At 68.0% G+C, this 13,609-nt stretch carries 10 protein-coding genes; 3 read left to right on the top strand and 7 right to left on the bottom strand.

The annotated features are described in order from the left end of the window. Positions 1 to 530 (bottom strand): SDR family NAD(P)-dependent oxidoreductase (locus Q0672_RS01760; RefSeq protein ID WP_298619091.1); only part of this gene is annotated, 530 nt, incomplete at its 3' end. A 228-nt stretch (positions 531 to 758) separates the two neighbouring features. On the opposite strand from Q0672_RS01760, the gene Q0672_RS01755 reads away from it, so the two are divergent. Continuing rightward, entirely contained in the window at positions 759 to 1,781 is a 1,023-nt protein-coding gene (locus tag Q0672_RS01755; RefSeq protein WP_298619090.1) for an AraC family transcriptional regulator, read from the top strand. Beyond that, entirely contained in the window at positions 1,778 to 4,720 is a 2,943-nt protein-coding gene (locus Q0672_RS01750; RefSeq protein ID WP_298619088.1) for an HD domain-containing phosphohydrolase, read from the top strand. The genes Q0672_RS01755 and Q0672_RS01750 overlap by 4 nt, the downstream gene beginning before the upstream one ends. Positions 4,721 to 4,824: 104 nt before the next feature. Here the strand turns inward: Q0672_RS01750 and Q0672_RS01745 are convergent, their stop codons facing one another. The 6 genes from Q0672_RS01745 to Q0672_RS01720 all read right to left on the bottom strand — a co-directional run bounded on the left by Q0672_RS01745 (position 4,825) and on the right by Q0672_RS01720 (position 12,691). After that, complete coding sequence (locus Q0672_RS01745) at positions 4,825 to 5,391, bottom strand: flavin reductase family protein (RefSeq protein WP_298619086.1); 567 nt, start codon at positions 5,389 to 5,391, stop codon at positions 4,825 to 4,827. A 70-nt stretch (positions 5,392 to 5,461) separates the two neighbouring features. Continuing rightward, positions 5,462 to 6,661: an acyl-CoA dehydrogenase family protein gene (locus Q0672_RS01740; protein ID WP_298619084.1), complete on the bottom strand. Its 1,200-nt coding sequence runs from the start codon at positions 6,659 to 6,661 to the stop codon at positions 5,462 to 5,464. 50 nt (positions 6,662 to 6,711) lie between these two features. Next, the gene (locus Q0672_RS01735) at positions 6,712 to 7,650 is read right to left on the bottom strand and encodes a 3-carboxyethylcatechol 2,3-dioxygenase (protein WP_298619082.1); all 939 of its coding nucleotides are present in this window, start codon (positions 7,648 to 7,650) and stop codon (positions 6,712 to 6,714) included. A 396-nt stretch (positions 7,651 to 8,046) separates the two neighbouring features. Beyond that, on the bottom strand, positions 8,047 to 9,138 hold the full coding sequence (locus Q0672_RS01730; protein ID WP_298619080.1) for an acyltransferase: 1,092 nt from the start codon (positions 9,136 to 9,138) through the stop codon (positions 8,047 to 8,049). Between the two features lie 263 nt (positions 9,139 to 9,401). Further along, positions 9,402 to 11,726, bottom strand: a complete 2,325-nt coding sequence (locus Q0672_RS01725; protein ID WP_298619078.1) for an acetate/propionate family kinase — start codon at positions 11,724 to 11,726, stop codon at positions 9,402 to 9,404. Positions 11,727 to 11,872: 146 nt separating this feature from the next. Next, positions 11,873 to 12,691 (bottom strand): DNA-binding transcriptional regulator, encoded by an 819-nt coding sequence (locus Q0672_RS01720; RefSeq protein ID WP_298619076.1) that lies wholly within the window; start codon positions 12,689 to 12,691, stop codon positions 11,873 to 11,875. A gap of 199 nt (positions 12,692 to 12,890) precedes the next feature. On the opposite strand from Q0672_RS01720, the gene Q0672_RS01715 reads away from it, so the two are divergent. Next, positions 12,891 to 13,609 (top strand): ABC transporter substrate-binding protein (locus Q0672_RS01715; protein ID WP_298619074.1); only part of this gene is annotated, 719 nt, incomplete at its 3' end.

Below are 13,609 nucleotides of genomic sequence, written 5' to 3'. Positions count from 1 at the left end.
TCGCGGGCGATGGGCAGGGTCATGGCGACCACGCCGCCCTTGGAGGCCGCGTAGCCGGCCTGGCCGAGCTGGCCGTCGAAGGCCGCGACGGAGGCGGTGGACACGATCACGCCGCGCTCGCCGCCGGCGTTGGGTTCGTTCTTGCTCATGATCTCGGCGGCGAGGCGGATCATGTTGAAGCTGCCGACCAGGTTGATGTTGATGGTGCGGGCAAAGGATTCGAGGCGATGGGGGCCTTCACGGCCGACGACCTTCTCGGCCGGGGCGATGCCGGCACAGTTGACCAGGCCACGCAGGGTGCCGAGCTCGACGGCAGCGGCGAAACAGGCCTTGGCGCTGGCTTCATCGGTCACGTCGGTGGCCACGAAGCGGGCATTGGCGCCCAGCTCGGCGGCGAGGGCATCGCCGGCTTCCTTGTTCACGTCGGCCAGCACGACCTTGCCGCCGGCGGCGACGATCATCTTTGCGGTTGCGGCACCCAGGCCGGAACCACCGCCGGTCACCACGAAAACGTTGTCCTTGATCTCCATGAATCGCTCCTGTTTCTGTTGTGTTTTTTGATCGGATGAGGCGCTGTGCCCGGCTGGCGGGCACGCTCTGCAATGGCCCTGAACTCTAGGCACAAGCGGGGCTGGCTTCCATGCCGAAATCGATCAATGTGAATGGTAGAATTTGCCACATTGCAGAGCAGCAAAAAGGCAGGTGCGTGTGCCTGTCGTCCAGCTCGATCCCACCCTTTTTCTGGTTTTCCGAACCCGATGCGTGCACCCACCGCCGACAAGGGCACCATTTCCATCGCCTTCGTGCTGGAGGCGCTGGCCGGAGTGCGCGAAAAGGGGCTGGATGTGGGCAGCCTGCTGGGGCAGGCGGGCATCTCTCCAGAGCTGCTCGACGCGCCCCAGGCGCGGGTGTCGTCGGTGCATTACGCCACCCTGTGGCATCTGATCGCCGAGGCGCTGGACGACGAGTTCTTCGGGATGGATTCCCACCCCATGAAGGCCGGCAGCTTCACCCTGCTGTGCCACAGCGTGATCCACTGCGACACCCTGGAGCGCGCCCTGCGCCGGGCGCTGCGTTTCTTCCGGCTGGTGCTGGACGACTTCGAAGGCGTGCTGGAGCGGGACGGCGACACCGCCCGGGTGGTGCTCGCCGAGCGCCTGCCCGGGCCGCGGCGGGCGTTTGCCTACGGCACCTTCCTGATCATCCTCCACGGGCTGGCGTGCTGGCTCATCGGGCGGCGCATCACCCTCGACCACGCCAGTTTTCGCTGCGCCGAGCCGGATTTCAGCGCCGAATGGCGGGTGCTGTTCTCGCCCGACCTGCGCTTCGGCGAGGCCGAGACGGCGATCAGCTTTCCGGCCGAATACCTCGACATGGCCAACGTGCAGAACGAGCGCACGATGAAAGTCTTCCTGCGCAGCGCGCCCGCCAACTTTCTGGTCAAGTACCGCAACAGCGACGGCCTGGTGGCGCGCATCCGGCGCCAGCTGCGGCACATCCCGCCCGACACCTGGCCGGATTTCGAGACCCTCGCCCAACAGCTCCACAGCTCGGTATCCACCCTGCGCCGGCACCTGATCGACGAGGGCCAGTCGTACCAGTCGATCAAGGACGACCTGCGCCGCGATCTGGCCATCAGCCAGCTGTGCCACTCCGAAAAATCCGTGCTCGACATCGCCCATGACCTGGGCTTTGCCGAAGCCAGCGCCTTCCACCGGGCGTTCAAGAAATGGACCGGCGCCCGGCCGGGCGAATACCGCCGCGCCGTGGCCGGCCAATGAACACAAAGGCCGCCATGGGGAACCACCGCAAATCCAGCTCCGTGGCGCGCCGTTTCCGTTTCCCGCTCCACGTCCACATCTCGACCCTGTTCTTCCTGCTGGTGCTGGCGGTGGGGGCGAGCATCGCGTGGGTGTCGTACTCGCGCAGCGCCCACATGCTGGAGCGGGCGGCGGGCGATCTGCTGGTGCGCATCTCCCGCCAGACGGTGGTCGAGACCGAGATCCTCCTGAGCCCGGTGGGCACTACGGTGCGCCTGCTGGGCCTGCAACCGCTGGCCCGGGCGACGACCCTCGCCGAGCGCCGCCAGGGGCTGGCGAGCCTGCGTGAGGCGCTGATCGCCTCGCCGTCGGTGACGGCCTTCTACGTGGGCTACGGGGACGGCGATTTCTTCATGCTGCTGCGCCTTGCCGACGACGGCGACCGGAAGCTGGTGGACGCGCCGCCGGGGGCCGCCTATCTCATCAAGAGCATCGATGGCGACGAGGGGCGCTTCATCTATCTCGATGCCGACCTGAACGAGCTGCGCAACGTGCTGCGGCCCGACTACCCGCGCGGTTACGACCCGCGCCAGCGCAGTTGGTACGCCGAAGCCCTGCGCCACGGCGAGCCGGTGCAGACTGCGCCCTACCTGTTCGCCTCGACCCGCCGGCTGGGCGTGACGGTGGCGAACCGGGTGGCCGGCAGCGGCGCGGTGGTGGGCGCCGACATCCGCCTCACCACGCTGGACGAAACCCTGCGCCGCCAGCGCATCACGCCGGGTTCGCACCTCGTGCTGTTCGACGACGAGCAGCGGGTGGTTGCCTATTCCGAACTCGGCTGGCTGCCCGAGGCGCGGCCCGGGGCAGAGGGCGAGCGGCCGCGGGTGTCCGATCTGGGCGATGGCCAGCTGACGGCCCTGGCCGCGACGCCGGCGGGCGAGGGCGAGCTGCCGCTCACCGCCTTCAGCACCGCCGGCCGGCGCTGGCACGGAGCGGTGGCCCGGCTGCCGGTGCAGGGCGGGCGGCCGATGCGCCTCGGCGTGATGATCCTCGACGACGAGCTCCTCACCGACGCCCGCCAGGTGCGTAACCGCGCGCTGCTGGCAACCCTGCTGGTGATGCTGGCCACGCTGCCCCTCACCTATCTCACCGCCAGGCTGGTGTCACGGCCGATCCGCGCGCTGGCCGACGAAACCGCAGCGATCCGCAGCTTCGACTTCACCGCCGACGTGGCGACCCGCTCGGTGGTGCGCGAGGTGGACGACCTGGCCGCCGATCTGGCCTCGATGAAAGGGGCGGTCCGCCACTTCCTCGACATCTCGGCGACCATGGCACGGGAGTCGAACTTCGACCGCCTGCTGCCCCGGCTGGTGGACGAGACCGTAGCGGTGACCGGCGCCCGGGCCGGCGTGCTTTATCTTGCCGACGACGACGGTGCCGCGCTCGAACTCGCCTCGCTGCGCCGGGCGGGGGACACCAACCTGCCGCGGGACGCTGCGCCGGACGGGGCCGCGATGGCCGGGCTGGTGGCGTCGGCGGCGCGTTCCGGCGTGGGCAGCGTCGATGTGGGCGCCGATGGCGTCGGGCGTAGCTGCGCGGGGCTCGCCGAGGCGCTCGAGACCACGCGCCTCGCCTATCTGGCGGTGCCGCTCCTTGCCCGCGACCAGACCCGCATCGGCCTGCTGGTGCTGTGGTTCGACGCCGAGCCCCAGCGGGATCTGGTGCATTTCGTCGAGGCGCTGTCGGGGGCGGCGGCGCTGTCGGTCGAGACCCAGGCGCTGATCCGTGCCCAGAAGCGCCTGTTCGAATCATTCATCCAGATGCTCGCCGGCGCCATCGACGCCAAGAGCCCCTACACCGGCGGCCACTGCGCCCGGGTGCCGGTGCTCACCAAGATGCTCGCCCGCGCCGCGTGCGACGCCACCGACGGGCCGTTCAAGGATTTCCAGCTGGGCGACGACGACTGGGAGGCCGTGCACATCGCCGCGTGGCTGCACGACTGCGGCAAGGTGGCGACACCCGAGAGCATCGTCGACAAGGCCACCAAGCTGGAGCTGCGCTACAACCGCATCCACGAGATCCGGATGCGTTTCGAGGTGAAGAAGCGCGACGCCGAGATCGCCTGCCTGCAGGCCATCGCCGCGGGCGCCGACCCCGCCGAGGCCCGCACGGAGCTGGCGCGGGCCCACGCCCGGCTCGACGCCGACTTCGCCTTCGTGGCCGCCTGCAACGTGGGCGGCGAGGCGATGGCGGCGACCGACGTGGAGCGCCTGCGCCAGATCGGCGGTCAGACCTGGCTGCGCACCCTCGACGACCGCCTCGGGCTGTCGGAAGAAGAGCGCCGGCGGCTTGGCCCGGAGCGGCCGCTGCCGGCCGTCGAGACGCTCCTCGCCGACAAGCCCGAGCACCGCCAGGCCCGCGGGCCGGATGACCGGATCGCCCCGGACAACCGCTGGGGTTTCCGCCTCAATGTGCCGGCCCTGCGCCACAACCACGGGGAACTCACCAACCTGTCGGTGGGCCGCGGCACCCTCACCGACGAGGACCGCTACACCATCAACGAGCACATCGTGCAGACCATCCGGATGCTCGACGCGCTGCCTTTCCCGCGGCACCTGCGGGCGGTGCCCGAGATCGCCGGCGGCCACCACGAGAAGATGGACGGCACGGGCTACCCGCGCGGCCTCACTGGTGGCGAGATGAGCCCGGTTGCGCGGATGATGGCGATCGCCGACATCTTCGAGGCCCTCACCGCCGCCGACCGGCCCTACAAGAAGGGCAAGACCCTGTCGGAGGCCATCGCCATCATGGCCCGGATGCGCGACGAGGGGCACATCGACCCGGATCTGTTCGCGCTCTTCCTGCAGTCCGGGGTGTTCCGCGAATACGCCGAGGCGCACATGAGCGCCGACCACGTGGATGAGGTGGACGTGGACGCCGCCCTCGCCCGGGCCGGCTGAGTCCCTAAAAAAGCACGGCCCGTCGCGCCCGGTGGAATGGGCGGGATGGACCGGAAAGCAGGGCGCCCGGCGAGGCCGTCGCCCCACGAGGAGGAGCGGGCTGCTTACTGGTCGATCTTGCGGAAGGCGCCGTTGAGATACACCAGCGCCTGGCCGTCGTTGCGCTCGCGCACCGTCAGCACTTCGCACAAAAAAGCGTGGTGGGTGCTCTCGTCGAACATCTTGATGACCCGGCAATCGAAGCTCGACAGGGTGCCTTCGAGCATCGGCGCGCCGGTGATGGCGGTGCCCCAGCTGCCGTAGCCGAAGCGGGCGTCGCCATGCACGCCTTCGACCATGCCGGCAAAGGCGCGGGCGACTTCTTCCTGGTCGCCGGCCAGCACATTGACGGCGAGGGCGCCGCTTTGCTGGATGATCTCGCAGGCCACCACGTTCTTGTTCACGAACACCACCAGCCGCGGCGGATCGGTGGTGACGGAACACACCGCGGTGGCGGTGAGGCCGGCCTTGCGCTCGCTGTCGGCCGCGCTGATGATCGACACGCCGGCGGCCAGGTGGCGCATGCCGTTGCGCTGCTCGGCGGGCGTCACGGTGGGCAGTTCGGCAAGGCCCGGCGTCTTCACATCCCTGACCGGACTTTGATGGACGACGGCGTTGGTGAGGTCGGTCATGGTTCGTCTCTCTCGTGGTGTGGTGGCTTCATGAAAAAGGGCCCGGCGCGTGGCCGGGCCGCCGGGTGGATCAGGCCTTGACGCCGAAGGGGTTCACCTTGGGCAGCGGGTTGCCCAGCAGGTGGCTGCCCAGCAGGTCGCCGATGTTGTCCTGGTTCTGGGTGATGTGGTTGGCGCCCACCAGCAGGTCGCGCAGCTGGCGCTGCAGCGGGCAGTTGAGCCACACGCCGCGGGTGGAGGTCTTCTTGAAGATCATGTGGCCGGCGTCGAAGCATTCGCCGCCGGTGAACTGGTTGGTGGCGAAGTGGCGGATGCGGATGTCCAGGGGGACCAGCTTGCCCCTGGAGGCGTAGCTCCAGGCTTCTTCGGTGTTCTGCAGCACGCGGGAGGTGCTGGCAAGGATCTTGGCATAGGCTTCACCGAGCTTGGCCTTGATGAACGGGTCCTGAACCGCGGCGCCAACGGCCTGGTTGATGTTCTGGCGCGGCACCATGTGCTCGATGTAGAGATCGACCATGCCGCGAGCCATGCCGATGATAACGGACGACACGGCGGCGTAGAAGACGTAGAAGAACGGCATCTTGTAGAGATTGTTCACGTGGCCGTGGGAGTCGTCGTCGTAGGCGCCGATGACGTGGCTGCGGTAGTCGGGCACGAAGACTTCCTTCACCGACAGCTTCTTGGAGCCGGTGCCGGCGAGGCCCACCACGAACCAGTCGTCGATGATCTCGAAGTCGGCGCGCTGGACCCAGAACGAGCGGAACTCGATCTCGCCCGCGGCGTTGGCCACGCGGCCACCCAGGAAGGCGCCGCCGGCGGCGTGGTCGCAGCCGCTGGAGGTGAGCCACTCGCCGTTGAGCACGTAGCCGCCTTCGACGCGGGTCACGGTGCCGAAGGGGGCGTAGGAGGACGATACCAGGCGCGAGTTGTCCTCACCCCAAAGTTCGTCGCCGCACTGGCTGGGCAGCAGGCCCACCTCGAAGGGATGCACGCCCAGCACCATCACGTTCCAGGCGCTGGACGGGCAGCCGCGGGCGAGCTCCATCAGCACCTTGTTGAGGACGTTGGGGTGCATCTCGTAGCCGCCCCAGCGCTTGGGCTGGAGGATCTTGAAGAAGCCGGCTTCCTGGAACTTCTGGATGGTCTCGGGGGAGACCATGCGGGCCTTCTCGCAGGCGTCGGCGCGCTCGCGCAGCCAGGGGATCAGCGCCTCGGCGCGGGCAACGATCTCTTCTTCGGACGGGATGAGGGTTTCAACGGCAGCGTTCATGGTTCAAATCTCCTTTGGTGTGTCGGGCGGTGCGGCAGGGCGGGCCGGGTTCAGGCCTGTTCGGCGCTGACCACGCCGTAGCCGGCGATCCATTCGTTGATGGCGCGGTAGTAATCCTTGCGGGCGGCGTAGGGGCCGGTGGCAGCGAGGGCGGCGAAGGCGGCGACCCAGGTGCGCACTTCGTGGGTCGAGCGGCCGGCGGCCTTCGAGATCTCGTCGATCCGGAAGTCGTCCACCTCGGCGAGGCGGCGGCTCGTCAGCAGGTCGATGAAGGCCAGATCCCATTCTTCGTTGAGCGGGGTCTGGGCGCAGGCGTCGGTGCCGTAGATCTTGCCGGCGGCGACGGTGCGGGCCTGGCGGGCGGCGCGGGCTTCCGGGGTGGGGTTGCGGCCGGCGATCAGGAAGTTGGCGATCTCGTCCGGGGCGCCCGACAGCAGCGGCACGGGCGGCTCGTGGGAGAGGCCGCCGGTGCCGAGGATCAGCACGCGCTTGTTGAGGGTGGCGAGGAACTTGCCGACCGCCTCGCCCAGCTTGCGCACCCGGCGGTAGGGGCCGAAGGGCGGCGCCACCGAGTTGATGATGATGGGAATCACCGGGTAACGGGTGAGGCTGCCGGTGAGCTCTTCGAGGGTCTGGGTGCAGCCGTGGTCCACCTGCAGGCGGTGGGACAGGGCGATGTCCACGTCCTGATCGAGGATGAACTTGGTCATCTCCAGGGCCAGATCCCTGGGGATGGAGAGGGGGCCGGGGAGCGTTTGATAGTCGGCGACGGATTCGGCCGCGGTGGCGATCACGAACGGCGGCATCAGGTCGTAGAACAGGCCGTTGTAGTGGTCCGGCGCGAAGATCACGATCAGCTCGGGATCGAAGGCTTCCACTTCGGCGCGGGCCTGGGCCAGGACGGTGTCGACTTCACGGACGACGTCGGCGCCCGGGTCGTTCAGCCCGCGCAGCGGCGTGTGCGACAGGCATTTGAGTTTGATGGACATGCGTGCTCCTCAGCGTGTGGACCGGGCCGTGCGGCGCCGACAGGCGAGGGCGGAGAAGGCGGGCCGGGATGCGGCCTGCGCTTGCCTTGGGGCTGTCTCCACCCTGCGTCTTTTTTGTTGGTGAGGCGATTCTAGGGGGGTGGTCCACAGCCACAAAAAGCAAATGCAAAAGTGTGCACAATATGCACAACTTTGTTTTTGCTGGTTTTTGTGGTGGTGTGAGGTCGGCGCCCGGAGCGGGCTGGCCGGGTGCCCGGCCGGCATGGATCAAGGCGTGGCGGGGCTCGGGCGGCGTTTGGCGGGCTGCGGATGCAGCGGGGCGAGGTCAACGAAAAACGCCGTCGCCCGGAGCCGGGGGACGGCGTTTTACGCTGGGGCGGGCGTGGCCCGCGGGGCTCAGCCTCCGAGGGCCAGGGCGGCCAGCCAGCCGCCGGCGACCACGCCGGCCGGGAACAGCAGGCGCAGGCGCACCGGCAGGGGGCGGCTTTCGATGCCCCGGTAGAACAACTCGCCACCGACGATGCTGATGCCCAGCGCCACCAGCATGCCGATCGCGTTGACCATCGGGTGGGTCGGGAAGAGGGTGATGAAGGTGGCGTTCACCAGCAGGCACAGGGGGAAGTGCACCAGGAACACCGAGTACGAGATGCGCGCCAGACGGCTGACCGCGGCCGGCACCGGCATGGTGTAGAGGAAGCCGCTGCGGCCGGCGAGGCCCAGGAACAACATCACCGCGGTGGCCACCGCAATGCGCGGGCGGAAATCCACCGCCAGGGCAGTGACCGCCACCACCGTCAGCGCGGCCAGCCACAGGCCCGGGCGGGGCTGGCGGATGGCCCAGCCGGCGAGGATGCCGAGGCCGAAGCTGCCGAAGAAGTAGAACGCGGTCTCGTCCCAGAAGGCGTCGCGGTTGAAGCCGAAGAGCGCGGCGAGGGTCATCGCGGCGACAAGGGCCGGCGCCAGCGGGCGCAGGGCGGCAACGCGGCCGGGCAGCCACAGCAGCAGCACCGCGAGGGCGAACAGCTGGAAGTCGATGGCCACGTACCACACGCCGGCCGACAGGGCTTCCTGGTCGAGGAGGTCGTGCAGCAGCAGCACGTGGGCGAGGAGCTGGCCCAGATCGGGCACGTCGGAGATCGAGCGGTGCTCCATCCACACGCCGGCGAGCGCCGAGCAGGCGATGGCCAGCAGCAGCGCGCCGGAGTAGGGCACCACGAGGCGGGTGTAGCGCTGGATCAGCAGGTTGAGCGGCGCGGCGGACAGGGCCGCGGGGCCGAACTTGCCGGCGAACAGGAAGCCGGACACCACCAGGAAGACCTGCACGGCCATCCGGGCGTATTCGTCGAGGAAGCCGATGACGCCGGGCATCAGCGGCTTGGCGACGTCGGCCATGGGGCCGTAGAAGGCGAGGTGGTGCAGGACGATCAGCACGCAGGCGATGGCCTTGAGGGCATCGATGGCGGGCAGTCTTGAGGCGTCAGGGCGCATGATGGTCGCGCGTTCTCCGTGGGCGGGAATCGGGCGCTCGACGGGAGGCGGGTGGCCGCTGGGTTGATTTGCTGCAGCGCAGCAGTCGAGCGAAGCGGGCGATTATACGCGCGAGGCATCCGGACGGACATGAAATCGGTCCGGAGAAGTATTTGAAAATGTTATGGATCGTGCCCGAAGTGAGTCGTGAACGGCATCGCGCCGGCCGCGAGCCCTGGGGCCCGGGGCCGGCGCGATGCCGGTTTCTGTGAGGTGGGGGCCGCTCAGTAGCGGTTCTGGATTTCCTCGATGTAGCCGAGCATGCCGGTGCGGATGTTGGCGGCGTTGCCTTCGTCGGTGTCGATGTGCATCGCCAGCCGATAGGCCGGATTCACCCGCACCACCACGTCGCCGAAGATCAGCTCGCGCTCGCCTTCGACGCGCACGCGCACCACGTACTTGTCGCGCACCCGGAAGCGCAGGGCGTCTTCGGGCGACATGTGGATGTGGCGCTGGGCGCAGATCACACCGCGCTCGATGGTGGTGCTGCCGAACGGCCCTTCGAGGGTGATGCCCGGGGTGTTGGCGAGGTCGCCGGATTCGCGGATCGGCGGCTGGATGCCGACCTTGAACTGCTCGGTCATGGCGATCTCGACCTGGGTTTCCTTGCGGGTCGGGCCGAGGACGCGGACGTTGGCGATGCGGCCCTTGGGGCCGACGAGGTGCACCTTCTCGGCGCAGGCGAACTGGCCCGGCTGGGAGAGTTCGTGCTCCGGGGTGAGCTGGTGGCCGGGGCCGAAAAGCTTGTCCACGTCGGCCTGTGAAAGGTGCACGTGGTGGGCGGAGATCTCGATGGGGATCGGCGCTTCGGCCTGATCTTCGCGCATGGCCACCGACAGCGCATTGCGCTCGATGGCGCGCAGGGTTTCCCAGGCCACCAGACGTTCGTCGTCGTTGGTGATGACGAGGATGGTGACCGGCGAGTCGTCGGCGGAGATGATGGCGTAGTCGCCTACCCGGTCGAGGTTGCGGTTCTTCTCCTCGTCGAGGCGGATGCCCATGTAGCCGAGGCCCTGGCAGGCCAGGCTGCGCACCGCGGCGCTGGTCTCGCCCACGTCTCCGGTGAAGGCCAGCACGTCGATGCCACCCATCGCCGCCACGTAGGCGCCGATGTTCTTGCGCACCTGGTAGCAGAAGGCCTTGTGGGCCAGCAGGGCGCGGTGGTGGCCGTCGTTGGCGGCGGCTTCGATGTCGTGGATGTCGCTGGAGATGCCCGAGATGCCCTTCAGGCCGCTGTTGGTGTTGATCATCGCCGACAGGTCGTCGGCGGAGAGCTTGTTGTGCTCCATCAGGTGGATCATCACCGCCGGGTCGATGCTGCCGGAGCGGCTGGGCATGATGAGGCCGTCGGTCGGCGTCATGCCCATGGTGGTATCCACCGAGCGGCCGTGGTCGATGGCGCAAAGGGAGGCGCCGATCCCCAGGTGACAGGAGACGATCTCCAGCTCGCCCAGCGGGCGGTTCAGCACTTCGGCAGCCTTCAGCGACACGTAGCGGTGGGAGCTGCCGTGAAAGCCGTAGCGGCGGATGCCGTGCTGCTTGTAGAGCTCGTAGGGCAGGCCGTAGAGGTAGGCGTAGGGCGGCAGCGTCTGGTGGAAGGCAGTGTCGAACACGGCAACGTGGGGCACGCCGGGCAGCTGGCGCATGGCCTCGCGGATGCCTTCGACGTTCACCGGGTTGTGCAGCGGGGCGAACACCGACAGGGCCTCGATGTCGGCGATGACCGCCGGGGTGATCACCACCGAGCTGGCGAACTTGCTGCCGCCATGCACCACCCGGTGGCCGACGGCGGTGACGTCGTGGGGATGGAAGGCGAAGGCGTCGCCGAGCAGGCGGGTGGATTCCTCGATCACCCGGAACAGGTCGGTGAGCGGGAAGGGCGAGCGCTCGGCAGAGCGGACCTGGGTGCCCACGAACACGCGGACGCGCGAGATGGCCGGATCGGCGTTGTCGATGATGCCGTGGACGTCGGAGCCCAGATCGTGGGTGTCGTAGATGCCGAAGTGGATCTGGCTGATGCCCACGTTGAGGGCCAGCACCTTGCCCGGGGAGTCGGTGTGCAGCGACAGGGAGTACGGGTCGTCGGCCTTGGCGGGCTGGCCCGGCTGGCTGTTGAGCATGTCGGTCGACAGGGTGCGCACCCGGTCGAGGAGCTTGTGCGACAGGTAGGCGACGGCCTTGGAGTTGGTGAGGATGTGCAGGTTGAACACATCCTGCGGAATCAGCAGCACGAAGCAGCGGTTGCCCGCGATCACGTCGGCGGCGATGCGGTCGCCGGTGAGGGTGGACATCACCCCGAACACGTCGCCCGGGCCGAGCTGGCTGATGACGGTGCGGGTGCCGGTGTTGTCGGTGACGGAGATCTCGGCGTGGCCGGTGATCACGATGCCGATGTTGCGGGCCTCGTCGCCCGTCTCGAGCATCGCCTCGTTGCCTTCGTAGGTGGTCAGCCGGGACTGGCTGACGATGGTCTCGACCTTGTCGGCAGGGAAGCTGGCGAACAGGGGTACCTGTTCGAGGAAGAATTTCTTGAGGTCAACTTCGCTCATGATGATTCTCGCGGTGCGCGGGTGTTGATTCAGATCGGGAAAGCGTAGCACTTTTGTTGCGGTGCATCACTGCGTAGCATCCCTTATACGCCTCCTGTGCAACATTTGTGCGTGAAGTAAGGCCCGGGCAGTCCGTGCCGGATCGCTCAGCCGGCCTGGGGCGGCGGCGGCGGGTGGTCGGCGAGCTGCGCCTCGATGCGCGCGACGGCCTTCTGCAGTGCCGGCAGGTAGCGGCTGATGGCTTCCTTCAGGCTGACCGCCTTGTTGAGATAGACGATGTTGATCGCGCCCACCGGGCGGCCGGCGTGCCTCACCGGCTGGGCGATGGCGCCGATCTTGCGGTGGGACGTCCATTCTCCGTCGTTGCTGGCGTAGCCGGCGTCGCGGGTGCGGGCGATGATGTTGGCCACGAAGCGGTCGTCGGCGGCGAGCCTGGCCTGGTCGTCGTTGCCGCCCCGGGCGATGTGCAGGATCTGCTCCCGCTGCTCGTCGGGGCAGTAGGCCAGAAAGGCCCGGCCGGCGGCGGTGAGGAGGGTCGGCATGGTCTGGCCGACCATCGCCCGGTGGAAGGACAGCGGGCTGAAGCGGTGGGTGGATTCGCGGATGATCATCGTCGCGCCCTGGGGGGTGACGAGATCGGACGGCCACACCACGGTTTGCAGCAGCTCGCCCAGCGCCGGGGCGGCGATGGAGGCGATCCAGTCCTCGTCGCGGAAGCCTTCGGAGAGCGAGCGCACGTGCAGCGCCAGCACGTAGCGGTCGTCGGAGCGGCTGCGCCGCACGTAGCCTTCGGCGATCAGGGTCTCGAGCAGCCGGCGCACCGTGGTGCGATGCAGGCCGGTGGCTTCGGAGAGCTGGGCGAGGGTCGATCGACCGCCTTCCTGGGTGTTCAGGGCCTTCAGCAGATCGAGCCCGCGGGTGAGGCCGCGAACCACGGCGTATTCGGCACCGCCATCCTTGCGCATCGTCGAAAGCCCCTGTCAAATCAATATTGTGCAACAAGTGGACGTTTTGTTTTGATTGTTTGAGCCAATAAACCGGCTTCCTATAATCAATTACGCTGATCAAGGCATAAAAGAAGATAAGGCCATTCTGCCGCCTACGCCTTGCAGTCTGGCAACGCACATCACAAGAGCCGAAGAGCCACTTCTCGAGGAGACAATAATGACCAAACTCAAAAACCTGTTCGCGCTGACCGTCGGCGCCCTGGCCGCCATGCCTGCCCTGGCCGACATCAACGTGGGCGTCGTCGCCTCGATGACCGGCCCGGCCGCCGCCCTCGGCGCCGAAACCCGCAAGGCGGTGTCGATGTTCCCGACCACCGTCGGCGGCGAGAAGATCAATTTCATCCTGCTCGACGACACCACCGACCCCACCGCCGCCGTCAAGAACGTGCGCAAGCTGATCAGCGAGGACAAGGTGGACGCCATCCTCGGCCCCAACCTCATCAGCACCGCCACCGCCATGGCCGACGTGGCCAACACCGAGAAGGTGCCGATGATCTCCGTCGCCCCGCTGGATGTCTCCGGCGACAAGCGCGCCTTCGTGTTCCGCTCCGAGCCCTCCGCCGACCTGATGGTCCAGCGTATCGTCAATGACATGGTGGCGAGTGACGTGAAGACCGTCGGCTTCATCGGCTTCTCGGATTCGTGGGGCGAGCTCCTCCACAAGGCGCTCACCAAGGCCGCCGACAGCAAGATCAACATCGTCGCCTCCGAGCGCTACGGCCGCGCCGACCCGAGCGTGCAGGCCCAGGTGCTGAAGATCATCAGCGCCAAGCCCGATGCGGTTTTCGTCGGCGCCTCCGGCACCCCCGCCGCGATGCCCCAGATCACCCTGCGCGAGCGCGGCTTCAAGGGCCGCATCTACCAATCCCACGGCGT

The sequence above is a fragment of the uncultured Zoogloea sp. genome (assembly GCF_937894855.1).
Lineage (GTDB): Bacteria > Pseudomonadota > Gammaproteobacteria > Burkholderiales > Rhodocyclaceae > Zoogloea > Zoogloea oryzae.
Note: the sequence above shows the minus strand (reverse complement) of the source record. Positions and strands in the feature narration are given on the sequence as shown.

Excerpts from the sequence above, each read along its gene's own strand:
- Q0672_RS01755 (WP_298619090.1), top strand. The coding sequence starts at position 759 with ATGCGTGCACCCACCGCCGACAAGGGCACCATTTCCATCGCCTTCGTG.
- Q0672_RS01750 (WP_298619088.1), top strand. The coding sequence starts at position 1,778 with ATGAACACAAAGGCCGCCATGGGGAACCACCGCAAATCCAGCTCCGTG.
- Q0672_RS01745 (WP_298619086.1), bottom strand. The coding sequence starts at position 5,391 with ATGACCGACCTCACCAACGCCGTCGTCCATCAAAGTCCGGTCAGGGAT.
- Q0672_RS01740 (WP_298619084.1), bottom strand. The coding sequence starts at position 6,661 with ATGAACGCTGCCGTTGAAACCCTCATCCCGTCCGAAGAAGAGATCGTT.
- Q0672_RS01735 (WP_298619082.1), bottom strand. The coding sequence starts at position 7,650 with ATGTCCATCAAACTCAAATGCCTGTCGCACACGCCGCTGCGCGGGCTG.
- Q0672_RS01730 (WP_298619080.1), bottom strand. The coding sequence starts at position 9,138 with ATGCGCCCTGACGCCTCAAGACTGCCCGCCATCGATGCCCTCAAGGCC.
- Q0672_RS01725 (WP_298619078.1), bottom strand. The coding sequence starts at position 11,726 with ATGAGCGAAGTTGACCTCAAGAAATTCTTCCTCGAACAGGTACCCCTG.
- Q0672_RS01720 (WP_298619076.1), bottom strand. The coding sequence starts at position 12,691 with ATGCGCAAGGATGGCGGTGCCGAATACGCCGTGGTTCGCGGCCTCACC.